Consider the following 25541-nt stretch of genomic DNA (forward strand, 5'->3'; position numbering starts at 1 on the left):
TCACTTCCCTCCCTGCATGAATGCTTGCTTTGGTTTGAAGACCCCTTGCCAAATAATGCCGTGAACGCTGTGATTGGGATATTTGGGACAAGTAATTGGGGACATGGGCGCGATTCGTGAACCTATCCATCCGCCGAAATAAACAAAGTCTGTCGCTGCTCCCAGAATTTCCCCTGTTCGCTTTGCCTGGATCGAGCTTTCAACTTTGACTATATGCATCCATGGTGAGAATTCAGAGTCCCTCTTGTCTTGTTGTGAGTACAGCAGAACAAGCTTTTTCTGATCAGGCTGCCCATCTGACATGAAGAATTCGTCTTCCACCTCAACTGTTCTGAACACTTTTATTCCCGCTTCGGTCTCGCACAGATGCTGGAAGGACAGTCGGCCAGGAATAATGTCCCATGTCGGCAGAAGCACAAAGAATACAGCACAGAGGCCTTGCAAGATTTTCCTTGTGACAGCCGTGAAGGCGAAGACACCGGACAGCCACCCGACCGTTCGAATCATAATCCACGCAAGCACAATATAGAGCACCAGAACAATTAGCAGAGACAGCGCTATCATCTATGCCTCCTTGTCGGCATCGCGCATTATGGTGTCAGGACTCATTTCCGGTCGTCACGGCGTGATCGTCCGGGACTGCGCAGGGTCGCTTGCAAGCCCCAGTCCATCACCATCTGCGCGACCCACGCGTCCGTCCCGCACGGCTGGCCTTTCACCACACTCTTCCGAGTGGCGACCACCTGCTCGGCCGATTCGGTCTCATTCACCCACCGTAGCCACTCGACAGGCCCGGTACTCAGCGGAACCACCCGGTCTGAGACGGACTGCTGGCCCGCGGTACTCCAGCGCCATTGCTCGGCCCGCTCAACTAATTTTGCGCGCACGGCATTCCGTTCGACGTATCGGCAGACGGTCAGCAGATGGGCATCCTGCTGCACCACGAAGGATTTGAAACGCCCTTGATACATATGACCAGTCCCCACACTCTGCCGATAGCTATGCCACCGTTTCGTATGCGTGAGCGTCACCCAGCCAATGAAGCGGGACACGGTGCCATCTGTCGCCGGCCACAACAGCAGGTGCCAGTGATTGGGCATCAAGCAGTAAGCCACGATCCGCATGGGCACGCGTCGACATCCCTCCGCGAGCACCCGCTCAAAGACCGCGTAGTCCCCGTCCTGCTCGAACAGGCACATCCGTCCATTGCCCTGATTGAGGACGTGTAGACCAGATCGGCTTACGTCGTGCGACGTGGACGCCCCATGCACTCCTCACACGGCCCTTATGCAGGCCACAGATGCCTCAAAATGAGTCCTGACACCATTTCTTCGCTCAAGGGCAAACCCATAGCGGCCGATTTCGCCGTCGGCGGCTGCAGCCCCATCACGCTCCCAATCGCCACCCTGAACCTGATTTTGGTATTCGCTACTGCGGAAGGAGAGGGTGAAGGTCTTGCCGGTTGGATCATTCAGATCTTTGATTAACGTCGCGCTGAACCCCGTGGCATCATTGGCGTGCTGATCGACGATTTGATAGCGCTGGACGAATTGCTCTGCCTGCACCGTCGTCATGCGCGTGAAGCCGGTTTCAGGAAAGCCCGCGCGGTTGTTACCTTTGACCAGAGCAGCTGCCGCTGCAGTGGGATCATTTCTATTGACGTCGTGCAGATAACTCTCGGCAGCTAACTGCTGCAGCGCAAAGTTGAGCCAAAGGGGAATGTCACTTTGTGACATGGAATGTCTCCTTGTTTTGTGTGGGCACTGGATGCAGAACTTGTGCGATATACTCAACCGTCCGGAACAATCTCGTGCTATCACTCTTGCAAACGTGTCCGCCCAACCACCAAACCCCAGTTAAGTTTTTCCGTACGTCTCCACTACGAATATATCCACGCCTCACAGCCAGCACCTCGTTTGCCTCCAAATCCAATACAATTAGTTCCCCCCCTGCAATTCCCATCTCCCGATCATGGGGCCGCGTGATCCCACGCCATGTGTACCCATGCCGGCTTTTGCGATTCACGTCGTATTCTTTCTGCAAACTTTTTTGATTACGCCCGTCATATCCAAAATATCGCTGAATGTTTGCCCCTGGCTGTGGTGGAACCATGAGGGACGAATGGACATATTTTTTGCGCCAATCAGGCTCTCGTCTATCCGTTATCGGCATTTCCAGAAAGCCGTACTGACCCGGATGCACGAATGCAGGAGCAGGCGCTGTCGCTTCCCAGTTCTCATGCCCATACGGATCTTCCAGCGCATACAAGTGCTCCAGTTCAAAGTCTGTCGCTCCCTTCCGTGGCCGCATCATGTACAGCCCTTCCACATCCTCCACCGTCTTGTAGATGAATTCCCCCGCTTCGGTCTTGCACAAATGGTCAAAGTATTGCTCCGGCGTCATACCCGGTTTGTAGCCGCTGTCTGCCGGTACGGGATTCGGAATTCTGATGGAGTGGGCGAACCGACCCTCCTCTGTCGCCAAGGGATCAGCCGGTTGTAGCGTCGTAATGTCACACCGACGATTGGTTGGTTTAATCTTGTGCGTAGCACAGTATTCTGCCTCCCGTGCAGTGGCCTTCCGAAACCGCTCACCAGGCGTCTCGTCTGCTCCAAACAGCCCCGCATGGCTCGTTCCGGCCATCCCTTCCAGAACCATCACTGCGACCAGTAGCCGCATCGCCATCCCGATTCCTCGACTTCTCATGACCAACCCTCTTCCGTGAAGGTGCATTGCTTCGCCCAGCTTATTCCCGCCTCAATGGCTTCGACCAACTCTCACCTCACCGCCTCGACACCACCCCTCCTGCAAGGCCTTCGTATCCTCTGTCCCCACGAATAACCGTTCACGCCATCAAGCTTGTGCGGGCCCCTACCCCAACGACTCCAATGTCCCCGTCGCCCGTGCATAATTCACCCGGGCGGCGTTGAGTTCAAATAACGCCCCAACGAGATTCTCTCGAGCCCGCGCCATCGAGGTGATGGCGGTGATCACATCAAACTGGCTGGCGGCCGTGAGGATGGCATAGCGGTCTTTAGCCAAGGTCGTTTCTTTCGTCGCGGCCTGTAACCCCGCCTGGGCTAGCGCCGCCTTGTCTCTGGCTGCGGCCAGCGCGATACGGGCTTCATTGACCTCGGCGCGCACCTGATTCAGCACCACCTGCATTCGAAAAGCTTCTTGTCGCACCTGGCTCCGGGCCGTACTGATCCGTCCCTCGCGTTGGCCGCCGTCGAACAAAGGAATCTGCAGTAAGAGTGCCATATTGTACGTATCCAGGCTATTGTTCCAACGATTGCCGATCAGGCCCGTATCACCCTGCGCGACCAATGACGGTAGTCGCTCTCCGGTCACAGATGAATAGCTGAGTTCCGCTGACTTAATCCGCTTGGCCTGCGCCTGCACCTCAGCTCGATTCGTGACGGCCTGCTCCCACGCCGCCTGGGCGGCCGCGGCCTCCGGCACCTGGGGCTGCAATTGATCAGTGAGCGTCATCCGGACCTCAACGGTGAGCCCCAACAGATTCCCGAGGGTGTTCTTAGCCCGGTCCAGCTCAGCCTGTGCCGCCACGACCTGCTGCTGTTCGTTCGCCAGTTGCCCTTCCAAACGCGCGACCTCTAATCCGGTTGCCGCCCCTTCGTGTTGCCGAAGCTTGGTCGTCGCCAACAGCTCCTGAATTAACCGGAGATTGGCCTGACGCATGGACAACGCCGCGGCCGCTTTGACCCCTTCGAGATAGGCCAAGCCTGTGCTGGCCATCGTATCGAAGCGGCTGCTTTGGGCGTCAAACTCCGCGACCCGAAGCGCTTCCCGCGACGCACGCCAGCGCTGAATGAGACTGAGGCTGAATAGATTCTGCGAGGCGCTCACCCGCGCATCAAAAATGCTGAAGGGTTCGGTCCGAACCGGTGCGAGACCGAAGGTACCGAGAAACTGCGTCTGTTGGCTTTGCCGCGCGTTGGCGGAAAGATTTGGAAGCAGGGCGCCTAATTGGGTCGTGACCTCCCCTTGGGCTGCCTCGATTCGTTCTTTGGACAGCAACACCGAGGGGTTCTGCTCGGCCGCGGCAGCCATCGCCGCCCGTAGGCTCAGGTGAAGTTCCTGCACGGAAATCTTCGTCGCCTGCAGTGCCTCGGTGGCACCCGCCACCTTGAACATGATCAACGGCGCCATCAAGCTCGCAACGAGAAGTACCCGCCCGACTGGGAGTCCAAGACGTGGCATCGGCTTACCGTTCCCTCAGGCTCTCTTGCAACGACTTGAGCACTGGGCTCAACAGGTACTCGATCACGCGCCGGCGGCCGGTCTTGATTTCCACCGTCACCGCCATGCCGGGAGATAGATGCACCAGTTTGCCTTCTACCGGAATGGTCCCACTCGCAAGGCTCACTCGCGTAGCAAACACTAATCCCTCCGTCGATTTATCTTTGTTGAGCGACAGGGCATCGTCCGACACGGTCAGCACCTTGCCCGGGATAGTGCCGTAGAGGGTGAATGGAAAGGTCTCGATTTTGATCTCGGCGGACTGCCCCTCTTTGACAAAGCCGACATCCTTGTTCTCCAACTGCGCCTCGACTTCGACCGGATGGTCCTGCGGTACTACGATGAGCAGCGGCTGCGCCGGGGTCACCACGCCCCCGACCGTATGGACCACCAGCTGCTGCACCACGCCATCGATCGGACTCACGAGCCGCTGCAGTTCCGCCTTCTGCCCGGCTTTCGTCACCTCCTGCGATAGAGAAGCGGCTTTGGTCTCCAAGGCCGACAGTTCGGCCTGTTTGGTCTGCTGGAATTCTGAGACCAGCGCACGGCGATTGTTCTCAGCTTCCGCCAAGGCGGCCTGATCCTGCCGAAGCTTGTGCTGTTGCCCGGTTAACTCCTGCAACTTGTCGATCCGTTGCCCTTCCGCCTGGAGATAGTCCAACTTGGTGACGGCACCACGCTCCATCAGACGTTTGAATGCGCTGGCCCGTTCAGTCTCCATGGGCACCGTCGAGATCAGCCGCTGAATATTTTCCTTGGTGGCATCCATGCTCGCTGCCCGCTGCGCGATGATATGTTGAGTGGCGTCGACTCGCGCCTGATACTCGGTCAGCTGATCGCGAAGCAATTGTTGCTGGAGCCGGACGTACTGCGGATCGCTCTCCGGTGGGGCCACAAACGTGGGCACGCCTGCAATGAGGGCTTGGAGACGGGCGGCTTCCACCCTGGCGGCACGATACTCATTCGACGCACGGTCACGGTCGGCCTGATTTTGGGTCGGATCGAGCTCAATCAGCACCTCACCCCGTTTCACCACCTGGCCGTCCTGTACGCGGATCGCGGCGATGACACCGGTTTCATAAGGCTGAATGACTTTGGAATACCCACTGGGAATAACCTTCCCTTGCGCCGTCGCCACGATGTCGATCCGACCAACCGAGGCCCAGACCACAGAAACGGTGAGCAACGCCATGATCGTCCAGAGGATGGCCCGCCCGATCGGGGACGGGGGTGCGGTTTGAATCTCCAGCGCCGCCGGTAGGAACTCGACCGATCTCTGCGAAGGGGCCGCCGCAAGCGGCCGTCGTCGGTCTGCCTCCCAGGCCGCAGACCAGAGCTGCCACCATCGCATCATGTGTATCCTCATGCGGCCTTCCCTTCCTGGTGTGCGTGCAGCCGGTGATACATGCCTTGCCGTTTGAGCAATTCCTCATGTGTCCCCTGCTCCACCAGTTGGCCTTGATCGATGACATAGATCCGGTGCGCGGGGCGAACCGTGCTGAGCCGATGAGCAATGATGATGACCGTGCGGCCCTTGCAGATCTGCGCCATGTTCTGCTGAATGATCGCTTCGGACTCATAGTCCAGAGCACTGGTGGCTTCGTCGAAGATGAGAATCCGGGGATTGGCAATCAACGCGCGTGCGATGGCGATACGCTGCCGCTGCCCGCCGGAGAGGGAGCAGCCATGCTCCCCGACGACCGTATCGTAGGCGTCCGGAAGTTCAAGAATGAACTCGTGGGCGCCCGCCAACTTCGCCGCTTGTATGACACGGTCCATGGAGAGCCCCGGGTCGGTCAAGGCGATGTTGTCCCGGACAGAGCGGTTGAAAAGAAAATTCTCCTGCAACACCACGCCGACTTGCCGCCGGAGCCAGGCTGGGTCCACCTGTGCCAAATCGACGCCATCGACCAGGACCCGGCCACGTTCAGGAACATACAGCCGCTGAATCAATTTCGTGATGGTGCTCTTCCCCGAGCCAGATCGACCGACGATGCCAATGACCTGCCCCGGCTGAATCAGGAGGGAAACCTGGCGGAGCACGTCGCGGCTATCGGGTCGATACCGAAAGGTGACGCCCTCCAGCATAATCTGACCGACCACCTGCGGGAGCGTCGTCCGGCTCGGGTTGTAAGAGGGCTCCGGCCTGGTGTTCAGCACATCCCCTAATCGCTGGATCGAAATACCGACCTGCTGGAACTCGTGCCAGAGATTCACCAGCCGAAGAAGTGGCCCGGTCACCTGGCCAGCCAACATGTTGAAGGCAATGAGCTGCCCGATGCTCAGCTCCCCGCCGATGACCAGATAGGCACCGATCCAAAGAATGGCAATCGTGGTGGCCTTCTGAAGAAAGCCGGCAATCTGGCCCGCGATCGTGATGACACTTGTCGCCTTGAAACTGGCGCTGACGTAGCCGGCCAATTGTTCATCCCAGCGGCGCTGGAGAGGCGGCTCAACCGCCAACGCTTTCACCGTCTGGATACCGCTGATGGTTTCGACGAGGAAGGACTGGTTCTCAGCACCGCGGGTGAACTTTTCATTGAGGCGGGTGCGGATCATCGGCGTGATCGCCACCGACAGAATCGCGTAGAGCGGCAGTGAGGCGAGGACAACCAATGTCAGTGTCGAACTGTAGCCCCACATGACGGCGAGGAACACGGCTGTGAACAGGACATCCAGCAGAACGGTCACGGAATTGCTCGTCAAGAACTGGCGGATCTGCTCCAGTTCTCGCACGCGCGCGACTGTATCGCCCACCCGGCGCGCCTCGAAGTACGCCAGCGGCAGGGCGAGCACATGTCGAAACAGTTGGGCGCCAAGACCCACGTCGATCCGGTTGGTGGTATGCGCAAAAAGATAGGTACGCAGGCCGCTCAACAGTGCATCGAACAGCGCCAGTACGATCATGCCGACCGCCATGACATGCAGGGTCGTAAATCCCTTGTGCACAAGCACCTTATCGATCACGACTTGCGTGAAAAGCGGGGTGACGAGGGCAAAGAGTTGCAGAAAGAAGGAGGCGAGCAGGACTTCGCCGAGCAACCGTCGGTGTCTGACAATCGCAGGAATGAACCAACTGAAACCAAACGCAACATCCTCCGGGCGAAGAGCGGCCCGTTTGGTCACCAGGACAAGTTCCCCACCCCACATCGACTCGAATTGCGCTTGAGGCAACATCGTGGGCCGTGGCTGCTGCGGATCCTGCAGCAGCACGTGACCAGCCTCCACTTTCGCCAGAAGCACACAGCGTCCGTCCGTACCAACCGCCATGGCGGGAAGCGGCTTGTCGGCGAGGCCGGCCCAGGTTGTCCTGACCCGCCCCGCCTTGAGCCCTACATGCGTAGCGGCACGCAGCCACTCACCGAGTGTGAGCGGCCGGCTCGCCTCCCCGAACTGATGCCGCAGCTGCGCGCCATCAGCCGCCAAGCCGTGGAAGCGGGCCAGTAACAACAGGCAGTGGAGTCCCGTATCCGAGACAGGCAAATTGGATTCGTGGGCGAGTGCGTCCATGAAGCTCGTGTTTCGTCTGAAAATGGGTTACGACTGCGCGGTAGGAGTCCGTTGGAAGCCATTCACCATCGTAGTCAGTTGCTGCTGCAAGCGCACCAGGGCATCAAGCGGGAGCGCGATGCGTGCGGCTCTGACCCCCTCAAGGTGCTTGGGTAAGGCCTCTCCCCGTTGCGCGCGCTGGGTGAGCGCCCCCAGTAAAGCAGGCTCCAGAAATCCGAAATCGACATAGCCGAGGCCCTGAGCGAGACCGACATGGGTGTAGTTCACGAGAGTCGGCTGATCCAACGGACCGACCGGTTTTAGCCGAACATTGACTGCCACCGACTTCCCGCCCTGCGACTTGGACTCATTCACCTCTGCCATGCTGTGTCTCCTCTGATTGATTGAAGGTAATTCGATCTTCGACGAGTTCGCGTGCCTCACGTTCGACTGGGGCGATCCTAAACGGAGATCATTTGGCGGACTATTCCTCGGAAGATGGACGCGGGCAAAAACTTTGGTAGGCCACGATATCTACCTAGGGAACGGTCACGTGACTCGTGGCGGAACTTACACCTGACAAGACAGTGGGAAATGCAGCCGTAGGGAAGATGGCGCGTGGGAGAGGGCCAGGCCTCTAACAGAACACTCAGCCCCGATAAACCCGTTACGCTGTCAGGAAGCGGATGCTGGCCAATTGAGGTTCGTAGGAGGTTTGTAGCCGGCGGACTTGTGTGTCGCCGGACTATCCGCTGAGAACGACCTGGTTGTTGGGCTTGGGATACCTCTGCACAGTACGGTGAGGCGCTTTCAATTCACGGTTCATACTCCTTTCTAGAGCCTGCAATCCCTCACCCATTTTTTAAGGAGAGGCGGCATGGAGAAACACCTACGGCACGGGACAACCTTGAACTTGAAGGCTACATAGTAGCTGCCGCGAATCATCTCGACTTCGGCTTTCCCGCATTGACATATTTTTTAGATCACCCCACACTGGCCGAACCAGTTCGTCGAGAAAGGAGCTGCCATGTCTCACATCGCGCTCGTCTTATCGATTACGCTCCTGGTCCTTCTCCACATTCCCACTCCGACGTCTGCACAGGACCTGCCAGAAGGGCTGTTAGTTCGTTTTGAGTCGTCAGACCTGGTTCCAGGCTGGCATATGGGAACCGTGGGTCTGACAAAAGACGGGTGCGTGATGATCTGGAAGTCTGAGCCAGAACTCATTCACGGGCGAATCGGGTTTAGCCTGCACTCCATTTAGAAACTCGAACGCCATGAAGGAGAGAGGTGGGTGGACATTCCGCTCACACCGATGATGCACAAGGAACCAAAACAGTGCCACGAGCATACGGGTTAAGCACGGCGTCGGTTCTTCACTCCGCACAACCTCTTGCACTCAATGTGCATCCACTCGTGTGCATACACAGCGGCATCGGTGCTTGTTATGATGACACCACGGCTGTGACGGCCCGAGCTGATGATCTCACGGAGCGCATCCTTGCAACACCCCACGTGCACACTATGAACACCCTGATTGATAAATTACGGATGCGAGGCCTGCTAGATAACTGGACCAGAGTGAGCACGACGTTGGCGATATCGGCACTCTGCGTTACCGTAACAGCGTGTGCGAGCGTGGAGCAGAAAGATCCCCTATCGACAGTGGCTTCAGTAGATCTCGCCCGGTACGCCGGAACATGGCACGAGATCGCCCGATTGCCGATGTGGTTTCAACGTCACTGCATCAACTCCACAGCGCTATATACCAACCAGCCCAACGGCACCCTCGGGGTCCACAACGAGTGCGTGACGGACAGCGGCGGAGTGGACCACGTGGATGGTGTGGCAACAGTGATCGATCCCGCAACCAACGCACGGCTCACCGTGGTCTTCGACAACTTCTTCGCACGGCTCTTCGGTTCGTCTCGTGAAGGGAACTATTGGATTCTTGCGCTTGATCCGGAATACCGAACCGCGATGGTCGGCACGCCCGATCGCCGATTTCTCTGGATTCTCTCGCGATCACCTCAGCTCGAGGAAACCACCTACCAGCGCCTCGTCGCCCAAGCCAAGAACTGGGGGTTCCCGGTTGCAGACCTTATTCGCGCCAGACGGTCTTGATGGCAGACGCTGCTCTTCGGGGTCAGTGACGTGCCGCCACGCGCAAACAGGTCTGGCCGTCACAGTTCATACGTGAGCCGTTTAGGAGTTCACTAGTTGAAAAGGAATCGACAGCTATCAAAACACATGGCGGGAAATGGCCGACGCTGTTTGAACGGGCAGCAGAGGTCGCATCGAACGCCGCGCCCTACATGCATGCCCGACGGCAGGCGATTGAGCATACGGGCGAAGTCGGCGGACAGATTCAGCAACGCGTCATCGTGGAGTGTGTTTGAGCAGGATTGAGAGACCGGCAGACCAGCTCATGCAGACTGTTGGATATCGTGTTCACACCGCGACACTCGTCGCCAGCTGCATTCCCTCACGCCTTGGGCGGAAGGCATTTCGTGACGAGCAATTGGTGAACGGGAATAAAGGGAGGGTCCTTGACCACGTTCCATTGCGCACAGTTCGCGCGCAATAGCATTTCCATCTTTTCAACTCGGCGGTGATACCGTTGATGGTCGGGAACGAACAATAAAATGGCGATCAATGAAGTGACCCACACCGAAGTGATCGTGACCATAGGCCAATGCGCAAGTATTTTCAGCACGACTGCTCTCCATAGATCGCGGAGTGATTCTGACTGAACCCACGCTCCAGCAGCACAGTATAAACTCCGCTTAACCCAGCCCCCAGCATTTTTAGAAATTCGATCAATTGGCACACTACTCGCTTGGGGTTAAGGTCGCAACGGCTGCCTCAAGCAGACCGACTTGGGAGCCGGAGCGTTCGCTCGATCAGCCCGTGCAGAGACCGCCAAACCGTCGAGATGCTCCTCTGGCCTGGAGAGGACGGCACTTCCCTTCGCGCACACCCGAACCTCTCTAGCCTGATAGGCAGGCAGCGCGCACACCCCTGCCTCAATCGTTTCTGATTCCCGTATGCCATGAGGACGCCGCATGAAGATGCGGCTCGCATTGCTACATATCCTGATTGCCACGCCTCATCCTTCATCGCTCCAAGTCTCGAATCCTTTGCTAGGGCGATGCGTCGAAGTAATCCGGGGCGAAGGTTCGTCCGCATTGGTTGCAGTGCCACTCAGGCCGCGCAGGAGCCCCACGCCTCTTGGGAGCGTCCGGCCTGATCAGAAGGCGTTCGGGCACGACAGGAGTCCGGCAAATAGGACAGTAGTATAAGGGTTCTTCACGCGTCATGGCCCGCCTCCCCAAACAATCCAAGAACATTGCCTTCAATCCCTGTGCACCAATCTTTTATTGTTATCCCTCGGTCATAGCGCACGGCGCGTGCCCTCGCCTATCAGGCTCTTACACAGGTCCTGACCGTCGGCGAATACACGTGCATCAATCCTGCAATACTGATCTCGACTGGCTTCGCGCAAATGTTTCTCTTCGGCTCGACTAAGGGCAGAGCGGACAAGGGCTCGCGCTTGCCGAGCCAACAGTTGCTCGCGTTCACATTGCCCTTTCATCTCCGAGGTATCAGTGCCGGCGTACGGACAGGAATATAGGCTCCATCGAACGGGGGAATCCTGGGCAGGCTTAGTATGCAGGCACCTGCAATGTAGCAGGTATGACACAGCGCCTGATCAAAATCAAAGTAGACCTGACTTTGGCCTGGAACCGGCCAGAAGAGAATCACGGCAGTGAGACTGACGACATAGACCTTGATAATTCAGGAAAGAGATCTTACCGCATCCTACCTAATCAACATGCAGAGAATGCGCAAACTACAGAAAAAGCATACTTCTCGAGTCCAGAAAATTCACCAGGAACTACGTGTCATGGACACTTCTGATGCGTCAGGCAGGGTGAGCGGCCGAGGAAGAGACGGCCGCGTATGCGGATGGGAAGCTCCAGTTACAGAACCTTGAGCCCATCCCGGAGATCTGGCCTAGGGTAAGCTTTGGAAGGCCACTCCTGGCTTGTCCCTTCTCATCACCTGTATGAACCGTTGCCCTCCGCTCGAATCTGGCTGTGTGTGTGGCTGCCGGTTGGAAAATTCTTTCATGTACGCTTCGGAGACGACGAAGAAAGGTTTCGTGATGCAGAGCGGCTTGGGTTCGGTGTAATAGCGCCACACGCGCCGGACCTCACAGACCGTAGATGTAAAGCGTAGATGCCTACAGTCGGCCCTGTGAATAGGCATAACGAATGATACAACGCTGGGCTAAGAGCGGTACTGTGGGTTGGTGTGGTGTCCCCAACGGGATTTGAACCCGTGTTACTGCCTTGAAAGGGCAATGTCCTAGGCCAGGCTAGACGATGGGGACGAAGAGACTCCGTACAAGCGGGTTGATTCATACCATACTTGATTGAGAGGTGTCACTAGTCTGCCTGACTCCTGCCTTCGGAAAAATTGCCGACTCCTGGGACAATCGGCTGATTGACGATCTGCCCTCAACCACAGTACTCTGCAACTGTGGATACTCGTGCACATCATCGCCCCGACGAACCGCTCGCTCCGGGCTCGCAAGCAACGAACCTCACGGCCGAGGCGTGCAGTTTGCTATCGGCGGACGACCTGCACCTCTTTAACGAAGGATCGCACTTCCACCTCTACGACAAACTGGGGGCACATCCCGCAACCTTCCAGGGTATCGACGGTACCTACTTTGCGGTGTGGGCACCGGAAGCTGAGCAGGTCTCGGTCTTCGGGACCTTCAACCATTGGGATCCCACACGCCATCCTCTCCACCCCTGTCAATTTTCAGGCATTTGGGAGGGGTTCGTCCCTGGAGTGGGAACGGGCACCCTGTACAAATTTCACATCCGATCGCGGCACCACGGTGCGGTGCTCATCAAGACAGACCCGTTTGCCAAACTAAACGAAATCCCGCCGAAATCCGCCTCCGTGGTCTGGAACCTTGATTACACCTGGCAGGATCACGACTGGATGCGCACCCGCGCCCAGCACAACGCGCTGGATGCTCCGATCAGCATTTACGAAGTACATCTGGGCTCGTGGATGCGGGTTCCCGGCGAAGGCAACCGCTCCCTCAGCTATCGCGAAGCCGCGCCGAAACTCATCGAATATGTACAGCGGTTGGGCTTCACTCACGTGGAGTTCCTCCCCCTGATGGACCACCCGTTTTTCGGCTCCTGGGGGTATCAAACGACCGGATATTTTGCCCCCTCCGGCAACTATGGGACGCCGCAAGACCTCATGTTCCTGATCGACCAGCTCCACCAACACCGCATCGGAGTGATTCTGGATTGGGTCCCGTCACACTTTCCGACCGACGAACACGGGCTGAGCCGATTCGACGGCAGCCATCTCTTTGAGCATGCGGATCCCCGCCAGGGGCTCCACCCCGATTGGGGGACGGCGGTGTTCAACTACAGCCGCAACGAGGTGCGAAGCTTTCTCATCAGCAGCGCGCTCTTCTGGCTGGAGCAGTACCATGCCGACGGGCTGCGAGTGGATGCCGTGGCCTCAATGCTGTATCTGGACTATTCGCGAAAGGAAGGCGACTGGATTCCCAACCGCCACGGCGGCCGGGAAAACTTGGAGGCCATCACCTTCTTGCGCCAACTCAACGAAGAAGTCTATCGCCGCCATCCGGATGTGCAGACCTTTGCGGAAGAATCCACCTCCTGGCCATCCGTCTCGCGACCAACCTACGCCGGTGGACTGGGCTTCGGCATGAAATGGGATATGGGATGGATGCATGACACACTGGAGTACATGGCACTGGATCCCGTGTACCGCAAACACCACCACCGCAATCTTACCTTCCGCATGCTATACGCCTTCCAGGAGAACTTCCTGTTGCCGCTGTCCCACGACGAAGTCGTCCATGGGAAGGGCTCGCTCCTAGGGAAGATGCCTGGCGACGATTGGCAGAAGTTCGCCAATCTCCGCGCGCTGTTCGGCTACATGTATGCGCAGGCGGCGAAGAAGCTGATTTTCATGGGCGGCGAAATCGGTCAGTGGCGGGAATGGGCTCACGATGACAGCATTGATTGGAACCTGCTTCAGTACCCGCCTCACCAAGGTCTGCAACGATGGGTCGCCGACCTCAACCAGCTCTACCGCGCCGAACCGGCCCTGCATGATTTCGATTTCGACCGGCGAGGATTCGAGTGGATTGATTGTCAGGATGTGGATGCCGGGATCATCAGCCTCTTACGCCATGGCCGCGGACCGGGACAACACATCGCCGTCGTCTGTAACTTTACGCCGGTTCCACGACTGCACTATCGCATCGGTGTCCCGCACGGCGGGTATTGGAAAGAACTCCTGAACAGTGACGCGGCCATCTACGGCGGGACCGGACTCGGGAATCTCGGCGGCGTAACCGCGGAGCCTATTCCGGCCCATGAACGATCACACTCGTTGACCCTGACCCTGCCACCGCTCTCTGTGCTGTTCTTCAAGTCTGTGCCGTAGGTTCAAGTGCGGTCTCGCCTTTCCAGCGCCTCTAGGGTAGGATCGCGACATCGAACAGACAACGTCGCGCACCAGATCCACACGACCGAGGAGGCAACGATGGCGATTCGCTCACTGACAACTTCGATAGGGCGGGGCGTGGTGTTGCTCATGATCGGCCTCACCTTTGCGCACTGCTCACATGACATCCATGAGAAACGCGCCGACACCATCAAGGATCATGTCGAAGCCTTTTACGATCACTTGAAACATGATCGCGTGGCAGCCGCCATCCGAGAGAACGAAGCCATCGAACACCTCTCATCCCAGTTGGGCGAGATCGTCACTCGACGCGTCAATCAGCCGGGAACCAACCAGGTGGATCGTGAATGGACCGACCTACGGACGGCCAATGAAACGGCGGCCCAAAACTGGTTAGCCTTGGGGCAATACCTCTCGATCAAGAAACAGTACCCGCAATCCCGAGCGACCTACCAGCGTGTCATTGATACCTACACGGGCTCGACGGAACGGACCTATCGAGAGCAAGCAACACGCGCTATTCGTGACTTGAACATCCTCAGCCCTCCGTCGCCCTCACAATCCCGGTGACACGACGTATGCTTCGAACCATGCCGAAAATCAGGCATCGACTGACCATCCTGTTCTGTTCCGCATCTCTCCTCGCCTCCGGGTGTGTGCACAACATCCACGTCGCCCCGATGCCGCAGGAACAGAGTTCCGCGACGTTACCCGCTAGAGTGCAGCTCGAGGTGCCGTTCCTCGCCATAGAAGGGGCGGATCATATGCCGGGCATTCCCCTCCTTGAATGGCCGGCGACAGACTTGCGACATGCCATCATCGAGTATTTCGCACAGCGTCAAACCTTTACCACCATCGGCACAGAACCCGCCGACCTACGCCTGGTTGTCAAAGCATGGCTGACACTTCGGGCACCTGACCGCTACCTGTACCGGGTACATCTTGAAACCGACTTATCTGTTTCCGGCCAAGCTCCGCTCAAGACCTACGCATCCGAAGGCGAAGCGTTCGGCTCGTCAGTGAGATGGGTTACGGCCTCTGATCAAGACCCCATCACCGACGCCACCACACAAGCACTCCACCAGCTGGCCTCCCAAATCGAACAGGATCGAGAGCTACTCAGAAAGTCCGGCGGCCAATAGCCGCGCCCCCATGCATCTGCGCGACGAACGAATTTTGACTCACCATCAGCTGCGTGAGCATCCTTAAGCAAAAGGCCGAAACGATTCTCTGCTCACCCGCGCGGCTCTCGCTCAACTACCACCACCACATTCCCCCACAAGTTCACGAATGCACTGAGTATGCGTTCGGATACGAACACGTATCCCATTCGATACAGAGATCTCACCAGTGAACGGCAACCTTTCTTCACTCTCCGTCCACAAGGGCTGTTCCCGCGCCATTCCCCCGTCTATCTTTCACATTCCATGATGCCCGCGTCGCCAGACCCATGACAAACAATAGTGGCATTAAGATTGCTCTCGTAGGGCCGAGCCCTTGCAGCCACATCGCTGCTTGAACCGGACCGCTTCCTCTCACGGCAAGCGGATCACACGAAGTGCTCCATTGGTCTCTCGGCTGCGTGAGAGAAAGACGTTGTGTGTCCAAACAATTGATTCTGTGCTTCGACGGCATGTGGGAGCAACCTCCGGACACTGAGGGATGGGTACCGTCCTCAGGCATTTCCGCCCAACAACCCCCTCCCGGCATGCGCCAAGAGTCAACAGCGACCACGAATGTGCTGCGGCTCTACCATTCCATCCTGCCGAGGACGTGCGACGGACGGGCGCAACAAAAATGGTATGACTCCGGAACCCAATTCCCCTGGTTTCATCGGTTCCGCGATGGCGCATTTGGTTACGGGGTGGACCAATCGATTCTCCATGGTTACGCGTATCTCGCAGCCTCTTATGAACCAGGAGACGATCTCTTTATCTATGGGTTCAGTCGCGGCGCGTATACCGCCCGTTCCCTGGCGGGCCTTCTCAACACCACAGGCCTCGTCTCTGCAGAGTTACTGAACGCAGACCTTGTCGGCCGTGTACGCGAGGCAGCCTCCCAGCTTGCGAGCTCAGCTGAACCGTCTACATCTCTTACCCAATGCCTCACCGAGCTCATCCTCGATCCCTCCAATCAAGCGCTCGACGAAGCCTATCGCCTCTATCGAAATGGGCCCAGCAATGGCCACCGCAGGATACCGCCGTCCACACGACGGCGAGGAACACTAGAGGTTTCCATCACGTTGCTGGGTCTCTGGGACACGGTCGGCCCGCTTGGCATTCCGACGAACGCCCTCAAGTGGTTGAACGATCACCGTTACAACTTTCACGATACGGAGTTGAGCGCAATCGTGAGACGGGCTTACCACGCCCTCGCCATTGATGAGCATCGTGCGGACCACAACGCGACCCTATGGACCTCTCCAGCCGGCCCCGACCAATCTATTGAACAACGATGGTTCGCCGGCGCACACGGCGACTTAGGCGGAACCTATCCGGACCGGAATCTGGCCGACTTCGGCTTAGCCTGGCTACAACTGCACTCGATCGAGAAGGGATTAGCCATTGGGGCGCAGGCGATCCCCGTGAAGCCCAACGCCCTGAGCCCCATCCACGATTCCTTCACCGAGTGTCTTGGCAGCTTTCGGAAATGGTTTCATTCACGATTCTATCGGCCAGTCATGCAAACAGGGACGAATACTGAAGTGCTGGATGCCTCCGTCCACGCACGCCTGATCCACGACCCCCAGTATCGACCCAAAAACGAAGGGTTGAAGAGTGTCTTACATTTCGAATGAACCTGCAGATGAAGAAGCCATGCTTTCACCGAGCGCACCTCTCTCACGCCAGAGACCCCGTTGTCCAAAGCCGGATTGCGGGGGCATCATGACCGAAGGAACGACACGCCGAGGCCTCTCGCCATCACCCAGTGGACTCACGTGGTTCTACTGTCTCACCTGCGATCATCACGGCGCCGTATCGATCGAGGGCATCCATTTGGTGTTTCGTACCGGCCATCAGTTTTATTGTACGTACAGCTCTGCCCCTGTTTCGATCGAAGTGATAGTGCCGCCGGCGGCGCGAGCTCAGTTCTCTCGTTATGCACTATCCGACACGCAATTGGTTCAACAGGCGGTTGCATGGGCACTCTTAACCGGAAAGCAGCACGGAACTATCCACCTGGGACCTGAACACCAGGACTATGCGGCATTGCACCGTTATCTGACTGACCAGCTGTCTCCGATGAATACCTCGCCCCCCACCCTCACAGACAAACCCACGACACGCTAGCCCATACACCCAGGGAAGCCCTGGACGCATATTACAGTTGCTCGCGGCCGTTGTTTCCGGCAGCCCAGCCCTGGCCGTTCCCTCGTTAGAAGTACCCACTTCGCAGACTATCTGATCAGGCACAACCGAGCTACTCTCAGGATCGAGATGACGGCGAACCCGCTCATCGGATGCAGGAGGCTCGTATGACTCGTCCATCCCATCGAAAGCTCTTAGTCCACTGCATCCTGTCTGATGTGACCATGGGCTGCGCCGACAGAGGCCGTATCCTCGATACCGACCCGGACGGATCACCTTGCCCCACCCCTCACAGCCTCGTGGATGGAGACTATCTCGCACTAAAGCTACAGCGGCCCGACGCCCACCGACCCGTGTCGGTCCATTTGGCACAAGTGACTTGGGTACAAGGAGATCGATTTGGCGTGGAGTTGCTCATCATGGATGCCGATGAGCGCACTCATCTAGATGGATTTCTCGCCGCACACCTGCCCCCGGAGCCCGAATTTCAAGATATACGCTCGGAACTCACCATTACAGTTGCAGAGTAGGACATAGATAGGGCAGGCCCTCCCCTGCCCTCGAAAGGAACGCACGATGATACGCCCTCGACACCACGCCTTTACGGGTACCGCCAAGGAAGTACTTCATTCAGGTCTATCGGAGAGGACCTTCCGGACCTACGCTTACACATAGGCACTGAACAATGGAGGACACATTATGAACTGTACTCGCTGCAACGGATGTATGGTCGAAGATTTCCTTTTGGACATGGAAGACTCCTCGGGGCCCATGTGGCTTCAAGCCAAACGATGCATGAACTGCGGGAATGTGGCCGAGAAGATCTTGCAGCACAACCGAGCGACTCAAGGCACCCCACTCCATCTTCCCACTTCCGGAACTCCCGCCCACGACAGAGAGATTATCCACCTAGGAGCAGAAGCGATCGCTCACCTGGCTGCCTAGTTTCAGAATCCCGACCAGGATGCCACGAAGCACTCGGCACGAGGCATCCTGGTCACGATAATCAGAAAGAGGGTCACACACTGAAACACCTCGCACACCTCATGACTCACGCGTGACTAGACCGACGGAATAGACCATGTCCATTGACGTAGAACTCGCCCTCGTTTTGGGATTGTTCATCATCGGCGCGGTGGTGCTCGCAATCGACAACCTCGTGTTTGCGCTGACTCGGCGTCTTAGTCGTTGGTGGCGTAACCGAAAATCAATCAACTCCGCGGCCCGCCCTCTCAGTCCAACTCACAAAAGAAGGCCGTAACACCATGTGAGCGGTCCGCCAGAGCCAGTTCTGGGCCAGGATGGAACCAAAGTCCGAGTTCCCACCCGCCCTCGTCGCCCAGGGCGGTTACTCCAAATCGCACATTTTATTGAAAATCACATGGAGGCACGGGTGAAGCACCTCACAGCCGAGAGCATGAGACCTCAACTACCACATGCCGCGGCCTCTCCTGGCATCTCTCACACTCTGCTGTTCTTTCCCTTGAAGCGATTGGAGACAGGACAACCCGGCGAGCACCCTCAGTTGGAGAGCCGGCAATGAGCTCCTACCTAAAAACTGTGACACGTGACGCGGCGATCGTATATGGACTTACCTTTGCTGCCGGGCTGGGCATGGCTATGGCAGGGATGAACCTGGAGAACCAACCGTCGACTACGTATCTAGGAAATTTATTGTCAGGAGTGCTGGGCTTCGCCCTGGCAGGCATTCGTGTTTCTCAAAACCGGGCAGAGCACTTGGGGTGGGTGGCAGCCAGCCTCTGGACGTTCAACCTTACGAACATCGTTCTCGGGGTCCAGACGAGCTCAGCATGGATACACAGCGGGCTTACAATTCTGCTCATGGCTTTGTTAGGCGGAATCCTCGCCATGATTCTCACGCTCACAACCACAGCACACCGACGAGCCTGACTCCCACAGCAACACCTTCCGGATTTCCACGAAGGTATTTAGGCTGACGGCATGCCCGTGCACTGCATCTCAACGCATGAGAGATTCGGCAAGAAATAATGGGGGACAGGCTAGAGCTGAAGCGAGGGAACCAGCATCACGAACGTTGTTCGGACCCAGAAGACGCAGGTAAAGGTTGCACCGGCGACTCCTCTCCCGGTATCCATCCACCACCCAACGCTTTGTACAATTGCACAATCGACACCAGATGCAGCCGATGCGTACCCATGAGTGCCAGCTCGGCCTCAAACAGATCGCGCTGCGCAATCAACACATCCAGGTAATTTGCCAGCCCACCCTTGTAGCGAAGGTTGGCGAGACTCAGTGCTGACCGCAATGCGTCTACCTGCTGCAACTGTGCCACACGCTGTTCCCGAACCGTCCTGACTGCCACGAGCGAATCTTCCACCTCTCTAAACGCGACCAGCACAGACTGCTCATACTGAGCCACGGCCTGGCGGGCCTGCGCCTCAGCAGCCTCCTGCTGGAAACCAAGAATCTGTGCGTTCAGCAACGGTCCGGTCAAGCCAAACCCTGCCACGCCGAATGCCGTTTCGTTGGCCACAAGCCGTGACAAATGCGGACTCGCCACACCTAGGATGCCGGTGATACTCACTTTCGGAAAACGATCAGCTTTAGCCATCCCGATGCGAGCCGTAGCGGCGGCTAGATCCTGTTCCGCCTGCAGAATATCCGGACGCCGTTGCAATAATTCAGAGGGGAGACCAGGAGGCACGTCGGGCGGCATCACCTGCTCCGTCAAGGAATGCCCACGAACAATCCGGCCCGGATTCCGGCCCAGCAGCACACTGAGTTGATTTTCCTTCTGTACTTTCTGACGTTCGAACTCCGCCGCCTTAGCAGCAGCATTAGCCCGCTGAGCCTCGAATTGATCGGCATCGAGCTTGGAAATCATTCCCTGCCGCAAACGCGCCTGAGCGATCCTGACGGACTCCTCCCAAGACTTGAGTGTTCGCCGCGCAATGTCGAGTTGCATATCGAACTGCAACAACTCAAAGTAGGCCTCCGCGACGCCACTCACCAACTGCAAAACAATGGCACGCCGATTTTCCTCTCGCGACAAAAGATCCCCACGCGCAGCCTCATTGGATCGACGAATGCGCCCCCAGATGTCGAGCTCCCAGGATAAGTTGCCTTGCAGGTAATAGTTGAACGGGTTGGGGAACCCGGGAAACAAGAAATTGGTTTTTCGACCGAGCACCGGCCCATTCGCCGTCACGGTCATCTGCGGAGCGAAATCAGTTTTGGCGATAAACAACCGAGATTGGAACTCCTCCACCGCCGCCGCCGCGCGCTTCAGGTCCTTGTTTTCATCCAAGGCCGTACGAATCAGCTTTTGCAGCTCCTGATCCTTGAGCAGCTCCCACCAGGGAGTATTCGCGATTGATGCCGCGTCGCTACCGGGCTCGGCCATACGGAAGGCATCCGGGGTGGTCGCATCCGGCTTGGTGAAGTCAGGGCCGACAGCACAGGACGCCAGAAGAGTTGCGGAAAGAACCAGGGCTAGTCTACGCATGTTGATAGTCTCGCTCCTTTTCGGGATCACCCGGCGGATCCTGTCCCGGAGGAGTCTGCTTTTTCACGCGGCGACTCAACGAGCGGATCAACACAAAAAATAGCGGCACGAAAAAGATGGCCAGAAAGGTCGCCGCCAACATCCCTCCGAATACCCCGGTACCGATGGAATTTCGGCTGGCGGCGCCGGCGCCGGTGGCAATAACCAACGGTACCACCCCGAGAATGAAGGCCATCGACGTCATGACGATCGGCCGAAACCGGAGCTTCGCCGCCTCCATCGTCGACTCCAGTAACGGATGGCCTTCCTCGTATCGTTTGTTCGCGAATTCCACGATCAGAATCGCGTTTTTCGCCGAAAGTCCGATCAGCGTCACCAGGCCGATCTGAAAATAAATATCATTGGTCATACCCTTCAGCCAGACCGCGCTGAGCGCGCCGAATAAACCGATCGGCACCGCCAGAATCACCGCAAACGGCACCACCCAGCTCTCATACTGCGCAGCCAGCACCAGGAACACCATAAGCAACCCGAAAGCGAACGCATAGAGCGACTGACTGCCGACCATACGCTCTTGATAGGAAATGCCGCTCCAATCGATCCCGTATCCCTGCGGGACCAGCACCTCGTTCGCTACTTGTTCGAGCGCGTCCAGCACCTGACCCGAGCTGTATCCAGGTGCCGCAGCCCCCAACACCAACGCCGTATTATAGCCATTAAAATGCGTTACCGGATCAGGACCACTCGAGAACTCCGTCTTCACCACCGTGTCTAAGGGAATCATGGTGGCGCCCTGAGGCCCAATCGCCCGGACATAAATCTTCGAGATATCCTCAGGTGTGGATCGATACTGCGCATCGGCCTCGGTCTGTACTCGGAAAACGCGACCGAACTTAATGAAGTCGTTGATGTAGAAATTGCCGAAATAGGCCTGCATGGTATCGAACACTTCCGAGATCGGCACGCCCAACGCCTTGGCCCGCTCGCGATTGACCGTCGCAAGAATGCGCGGCGCACTGACGCGAAAACTCGTGCCGATCGCCCCGACCGCCGGATTCTGCCTTGCCTTGCCGACGAATTCCTGGGCGGCAGCGGAGAATTTGTTGAAATCCCCGCTGCTCGGATCCTGAAGCTGCAGCGTAAACCCACCCGTCGCACCGAGCCCGCGAATAGAAGGCGCATTGAACGCCAGAATGAGCGCTTCCGGGATCTTAGCAAACTCTCCAAAGGCGGCGCCGATCAGGGCCTTCACATGGTGCTGGGGAGCCTTGCGCTCGTCCCAGTGTGTCAACGGCACGAACATCGTGGCGGAATTGGGCCCTCGCGTATTGAAGACGAAGTTCTGACCCGACAAGGAATCGGTCGAATGGATGACCGGACTTGCCAGGAAATAACTCTCGATCTTGCTCAGTACCGCATCCGTCCGCTGCTTGGAGGCGCCATCGGGCAATTGCACGATGGTGATGAAGTACCCCTGATCTTCTTCAGGCAAGAAACTGGTCGGAATGATCCGGAACAACATGAATACGCCGGTCAGCAGAACCGCAAACACCGCTACCGACAAAAATCGTCGGGTCAGCGCCAGGCCGACTGTCGAGACATACCGCAACTGCAGCCACGCAAAGAATCGATTAAAAAGGCCAAACAATCCATGATGCCGCTCCTCACCGGGCTTCAGAACGAGGGCACAGAGCGCTGGACTGAGGGTCAACGCAACAAACCCGGAAATAATGACCGCAATCGAAATGGTAATGGCGAACTGCTTATACAACTCGCCGGTAATGCCACCCAAGAATCCGACCGGCACAAATACCGCACACAGCACCAACACAATGGCAATGACCGGCCCCGTCACCTCTTCCATCGCCCGTTTGGCGGCATTCTTGGCAGAAAGCCCTCCTTCAGTCATGTGCCGTTCGCAATTTTCCACCACAACAATCGCGTCATCCACCACGATGCCGATTGCCAATACCATACCGAACAGAGTTAAGGTATTGACGGAAAAACCCAAGGCCTGCATCCCGGCAAAGGTGCCGACGAGAGAAACCGGCACCGCCACGCCGGGAATCAAGGTCGCGCGCCAACTCTGGAGGAAAAGATAGACCACCAGAATCACGAGCACCATCGCTTCCGCCAGCGTCTTCACCACTTCTTTAATGGAGACATCGATGAAGCGTGTCGTGTCATAAGGAATATCGTAGGACACGCCGCTCGGAAAACTCTTGGACACCTCGGCGAGTTCAGCTCGAAGCTCTTTCACCGTTTCGAGCGCATTAGCGCCAGGAGAAAGAAAGGTCAACAAAAACACATTCGGTTTGCCGTTCCAACGCCCTTCCAACGTATAGGACTGTGCCCCCAGTTCAACGCGAGCCACATCCTTCAAGTGAACCATCGATCCATTCGGCATGGCACGGACGATCAACTCCTCGAACTCCTTCACCTCCGTCAATCGGCCTTGCGTAATGACGGGAATCGTGAGCTCGGTGCCCTTCAAGGCCGGCTCACGGCCGATCGTCCCGGCAGGAAAATCACGGTTCTGCTCACGCACGACGTTGACAATGTCCGTCGGCGTCAAGCTGAGCTGAGCCATTCGGACGGGGTCCAGGATGAGCCGCATTGAATAGTTTTGGGAGCCGAACACCACCGCATTGCCCACACCGCGCAATCGCTTCACGTTATCGAGGACCCGCAGAATCGCATAGTTCGACAAATACACCGTGTCATGCGTCGGATCGGTGGAGCTCAGCGCCACCACGGCCAGCAGATCGGGAGAGACTTTATTGATGTTAACACCCTGGCGCACGACCTCAGGCGGCAGCTGAGGTTCCGCGAGTTTCACCCGATTCTGAGTTTGCACTTGGGCGATGTCGACATTCGTGCCGATCTCGAACGTCAACTTGATCGACATGTGCCCGTCGTTCGTGCTGGTGGAATCGTAGTAGAGCAGGTTATCGATGCCAGGGAGCTGCACCTCGATGGGGCGCGCCACAGAGTCGGCGACGGTCTCCGCATTGGCACCCGGATAGTCGGCCTCAATCTGGACGACGGGGGGAGTGATTTCAGGAAATTGAGCGATCGGCAGCGCCTGCAGCGCGACCAGGCCGATCACCATGATGACGATGGAGAGGACCGACGCAAAGATCGGGCGGTCGATAAAAAAATGGGAGATCACGAGGCGTTCTCCGGCTGCGGCTTGGCGGCAGTCGGAACGGTCGTCGCGGTAGGAGCAGGAAGCGGCACGGGCTTCACCGGCGCGCCGGGCGCGATCTTATGCAGACCTTCCACGATAATGCGGTCCCCCACATGTAACCCTTGCTCAACGATCCATTGATTGCCTTGCCAGCTCGCGGCTTGAATCTCCCGCATCTCGACCTTATCGTCGTTCCCGACGACAAACACGATAGACCCCCTGGCGCCTTGCTGCACAGCACGTTGCGGCACCAGAATCGCGCCCGTCTTCACCGTGCCCTTGAAGCGCACCCGTACGAACTGCCCCGGCAGCAACACACGATCGTGATTGGGAAACACCACCCGCGCTTGCCGAGAGCCCGTATCAGTTTTGAGTCCGACATCCAGGAGGTCCAACACCCCCTCCTGCCCGTATGTGGTTCCGTCCGCAAAGGTCAGCACACCGCGCAATTGATAGACGCCAGGGTGCTGAATTCGTTTGGCCGTACTGTCACGCTGTCGCTTCAGCAGAAAACTTTCCGGCGCGCTGACAATCACATACATGGGATCGACCTGCTGAATGATCGTCAGGAGATCGGTTTGGGCCGACACCAGCCGCCCTTCATACACGCGCGTCCGCTCGATCATGCCGCTGATAGGGGCCACAATCAGCGTGTTGTCGAGATCGAATTTGGCTTTGACCAGTTCCGCCTTGGCGCCTTCGAGGTTTGCCTTCGCGGCCATTTCTTCGGCCACCGCATCATCGACATCTTTCGTACTCACAGCCTGCTCGGCCAGCAAGGGCTTCACCCTGGCTAAATTCTGCTTGGCCTGCACCAGTCGCGCTTCCGCCTGAGCGACTTTCGCCTTGGCGCTCAACATCGCGGCATGGAAGGGCACCGGATCGATTTGATACAGGCGGTCGCCTTTTTTAACGTCGCGGCCTTCCTTGAAGAACCACTCCTTAAGAATCCCAGTCACCTGCGATCTGATTTCCACCGGCCGCGAAGACTCCGACTGTCCGATGAACTCCGGCTCATCGGGCACATCCTGCGCTGTCGCCACGACAATACCGACCTCAGGCATTGGAGGAGCTTGGGAGGACCCGACCTCCTGCTTACAACTCGAGAGCAGCGCCAATGCAAGGCACCCGTAGAGCATCGGGGCTACAGTTGAAAGTCGTGATCGCCTGGCCATGCTTACTCCCTGATAAAAGCTGAATACGCAATTCACGGAAAATAATCGGACGCGTATCTTACAGAGTTGCTCCTGCGTAAGCAACGCGGGCAGGG

Annotated in this window: 19 protein-coding genes and 1 tRNA gene; 7 read left to right on the top strand and 13 right to left on the bottom strand. The window is 57.5% G+C overall.

Annotated features, from left to right (window positions below; genetic code table 11):
- The 8 genes from V9G17_05870 to V9G17_05905 all read right to left on the bottom strand — a co-directional run bounded on the left by V9G17_05870 (window position 1) and on the right by V9G17_05905 (window position 8133).
- The gene (locus tag V9G17_05870) at window positions 1–564 is read right to left on the bottom strand and encodes a hypothetical protein (protein MEI2752112.1); all 564 of its coding nucleotides are present in this window, start codon (window positions 562–564) and stop codon (window positions 1–3) included.
- A 41-nt stretch (window positions 565–605) separates the two neighbouring features.
- Entirely contained in the window at window positions 606–1271 is a 666-nt protein-coding gene (locus tag V9G17_05875; protein MEI2752113.1) for a transposase, read from the bottom strand.
- Between the two features lie 3 nt (window positions 1272–1274).
- Window positions 1275–1736, bottom strand: a complete 462-nt coding sequence (locus V9G17_05880) for a hypothetical protein (protein ID MEI2752114.1) — start codon at window positions 1734–1736, stop codon at window positions 1275–1277.
- Window positions 1723–2706 (bottom strand): hypothetical protein, encoded by a 984-nt coding sequence (locus tag V9G17_05885; protein MEI2752115.1) that lies wholly within the window; start codon window positions 2704–2706, stop codon window positions 1723–1725. The genes V9G17_05880 and V9G17_05885 overlap by 14 nt, the downstream gene beginning before the upstream one ends.
- Before the next feature lie 165 nt (window positions 2707–2871).
- Window positions 2872–4221, bottom strand: a complete 1350-nt coding sequence (locus V9G17_05890; protein MEI2752116.1) for a TolC family protein — start codon at window positions 4219–4221, stop codon at window positions 2872–2874.
- 4 nt (window positions 4222–4225) lie between these two features.
- Window positions 4226–5614 carry an HlyD family type I secretion periplasmic adaptor subunit gene (locus V9G17_05895; protein MEI2752117.1) on the bottom strand — a complete coding sequence of 463 codons (1389 nt, stop codon included), beginning with the start codon at window positions 5612–5614 and terminating at the stop codon, window positions 4226–4228.
- A gap of 8 nt (window positions 5615–5622) precedes the next feature.
- Window positions 5623–7770 carry a type I secretion system permease/ATPase gene (locus tag V9G17_05900; protein ID MEI2752118.1) on the bottom strand — a complete coding sequence of 716 codons (2148 nt, stop codon included), beginning with the start codon at window positions 7768–7770 and terminating at the stop codon, window positions 5623–5625.
- Window positions 7771–7797: 27 nt separating this feature from the next.
- Complete coding sequence (locus V9G17_05905) at window positions 7798–8133, bottom strand: hypothetical protein (protein MEI2752119.1); 336 nt, start codon at window positions 8131–8133, stop codon at window positions 7798–7800.
- Window positions 8134–8776: 643 nt separating this feature from the next.
- Between V9G17_05905 and V9G17_05910 the strand changes: the two genes are divergently transcribed.
- Together V9G17_05910 and V9G17_05915 are read left to right on the top strand one after the other, a co-directional pair.
- Window positions 8777–9013: a hypothetical protein gene (locus V9G17_05910; GenBank protein MEI2752120.1), complete on the top strand. Its 237-nt coding sequence runs from the start codon at window positions 8777–8779 to the stop codon at window positions 9011–9013.
- Between the two features lie 260 nt (window positions 9014–9273).
- Window positions 9274–9873: a lipocalin family protein gene (locus V9G17_05915; protein MEI2752121.1), complete on the top strand. Its 600-nt coding sequence runs from the start codon at window positions 9274–9276 to the stop codon at window positions 9871–9873.
- 361 nt (window positions 9874–10234) lie between these two features.
- Here V9G17_05915 and V9G17_05920 read toward each other — a convergent pair whose 3' ends face one another.
- Complete coding sequence (locus V9G17_05920; protein MEI2752122.1) at window positions 10235–10465, bottom strand: hypothetical protein; 231 nt, start codon at window positions 10463–10465, stop codon at window positions 10235–10237.
- Between the two features lie 1602 nt (window positions 10466–12067).
- A tRNA-Glu gene (locus V9G17_05925) sits at window positions 12068–12145 on the bottom strand.
- Between the two features lie 149 nt (window positions 12146–12294).
- On the opposite strand from V9G17_05925, the gene glgB reads away from it, so the two are divergent.
- The 5 genes from glgB (at window position 12295) to V9G17_05950 (ending at window position 18124) form a co-directional block, all read left to right on the top strand.
- Complete coding sequence (gene glgB, locus V9G17_05930) at window positions 12295–14265, top strand: 1,4-alpha-glucan branching protein GlgB (protein ID MEI2752123.1); 1971 nt, start codon at window positions 12295–12297, stop codon at window positions 14263–14265.
- 99 nt (window positions 14266–14364) lie between these two features.
- Window positions 14365–14856, top strand: coding sequence for a hypothetical protein (locus V9G17_05935; GenBank protein MEI2752124.1), 492 nt, complete (start codon window positions 14365–14367; stop codon window positions 14854–14856).
- Window positions 14857–14864: 8 nt separating this feature from the next.
- Window positions 14865–15428, top strand: a complete 564-nt coding sequence (locus V9G17_05940; protein ID MEI2752125.1) for a hypothetical protein — start codon at window positions 14865–14867, stop codon at window positions 15426–15428.
- Window positions 15429–15886: 458 nt separating this feature from the next.
- Complete coding sequence (locus V9G17_05945) at window positions 15887–17083, top strand: DUF2235 domain-containing protein (GenBank protein MEI2752126.1); 1197 nt, start codon at window positions 15887–15889, stop codon at window positions 17081–17083.
- A gap of 678 nt (window positions 17084–17761) precedes the next feature.
- On the top strand, window positions 17762–18124 hold the full coding sequence (locus V9G17_05950; protein ID MEI2752127.1) for a hypothetical protein: 363 nt from the start codon (window positions 17762–17764) through the stop codon (window positions 18122–18124).
- Window positions 18125–19641: 1517 nt separating this feature from the next.
- Here V9G17_05950 and V9G17_05955 read toward each other — a convergent pair.
- Genes V9G17_05955 through V9G17_05965 form a run of 3 tightly spaced genes read right to left on the bottom strand, consistent with a single transcriptional unit; the run spans window position 19642 to window position 25446 of the window.
- A complete protein-coding gene (locus tag V9G17_05955; protein MEI2752128.1) occupies window positions 19642–21081 on the bottom strand; it encodes an efflux transporter outer membrane subunit in 1440 nt (479 codons plus the stop codon).
- Window positions 21074–24253 carry a multidrug efflux RND transporter permease subunit gene (locus V9G17_05960; protein ID MEI2752129.1) on the bottom strand — a complete coding sequence of 1060 codons (3180 nt, stop codon included), beginning with the start codon at window positions 24251–24253 and terminating at the stop codon, window positions 21074–21076. Before V9G17_05960 ends, V9G17_05955 begins: the two co-directional genes overlap by 8 nt.
- Window positions 24250–25446, bottom strand: coding sequence for an efflux RND transporter periplasmic adaptor subunit (locus V9G17_05965; protein ID MEI2752130.1), 1197 nt, complete (start codon window positions 25444–25446; stop codon window positions 24250–24252). Before V9G17_05965 ends, V9G17_05960 begins: the two co-directional genes overlap by 4 nt.
- Window positions 25447–25541 lie beyond the last annotated feature (95 nt).

This window comes from Nitrospira sp. (genome assembly GCA_037045225.1).
Lineage (GTDB): Bacteria > Nitrospirota > Nitrospiria > Nitrospirales > Nitrospiraceae > Nitrospira_A.

What these genes read in the sequence shown, in the direction of transcription:
- V9G17_05880 (MEI2752114.1), bottom strand. Translation starts at nt 1,736, where the DNA reads ATGTCACAAAGTGACATTCCCCTTTGGCTCAACTTTGCGCTGCAGCAG.
- V9G17_05940 (MEI2752125.1), top strand. Translation starts at nt 14,865, where the DNA reads ATGCTTCGAACCATGCCGAAAATCAGGCATCGACTGACCATCCTGTTC.
- V9G17_05965 (MEI2752130.1), bottom strand. Translation starts at nt 25,446, where the DNA reads ATGGCCAGGCGATCACGACTTTCAACTGTAGCCCCGATGCTCTACGGG.
- V9G17_05955 (MEI2752128.1), bottom strand. Translation starts at nt 21,081, where the DNA reads ATGCGTAGACTAGCCCTGGTTCTTTCCGCAACTCTTCTGGCGTCCTGT.
- V9G17_05915 (MEI2752121.1), top strand. Translation starts at nt 9,274, where the DNA reads ATGAACACCCTGATTGATAAATTACGGATGCGAGGCCTGCTAGATAAC.
- V9G17_05935 (MEI2752124.1), top strand. Translation starts at nt 14,365, where the DNA reads ATGGCGATTCGCTCACTGACAACTTCGATAGGGCGGGGCGTGGTGTTG.
- V9G17_05905 (MEI2752119.1), bottom strand. Translation starts at nt 8,133, where the DNA reads ATGGCAGAGGTGAATGAGTCCAAGTCGCAGGGCGGGAAGTCGGTGGCA.
- V9G17_05870 (MEI2752112.1), bottom strand. Translation starts at nt 564, where the DNA reads ATGATAGCGCTGTCTCTGCTAATTGTTCTGGTGCTCTATATTGTGCTT.
- V9G17_05890 (MEI2752116.1), bottom strand. Translation starts at nt 4,221, where the DNA reads ATGCCACGTCTTGGACTCCCAGTCGGGCGGGTACTTCTCGTTGCGAGC.
- V9G17_05950 (MEI2752127.1), top strand. Translation starts at nt 17,762, where the DNA reads ATGACTCGTCCATCCCATCGAAAGCTCTTAGTCCACTGCATCCTGTCT.
- V9G17_05900 (MEI2752118.1), bottom strand. Translation starts at nt 7,770, where the DNA reads ATGGACGCACTCGCCCACGAATCCAATTTGCCTGTCTCGGATACGGGA.
- V9G17_05910 (MEI2752120.1), top strand. Translation starts at nt 8,777, where the DNA reads ATGTCTCACATCGCGCTCGTCTTATCGATTACGCTCCTGGTCCTTCTC.
- V9G17_05885 (MEI2752115.1), bottom strand. Translation starts at nt 2,706, where the DNA reads ATGAGAAGTCGAGGAATCGGGATGGCGATGCGGCTACTGGTCGCAGTG.
- V9G17_05895 (MEI2752117.1), bottom strand. Translation starts at nt 5,614, where the DNA reads ATGATGCGATGGTGGCAGCTCTGGTCTGCGGCCTGGGAGGCAGACCGA.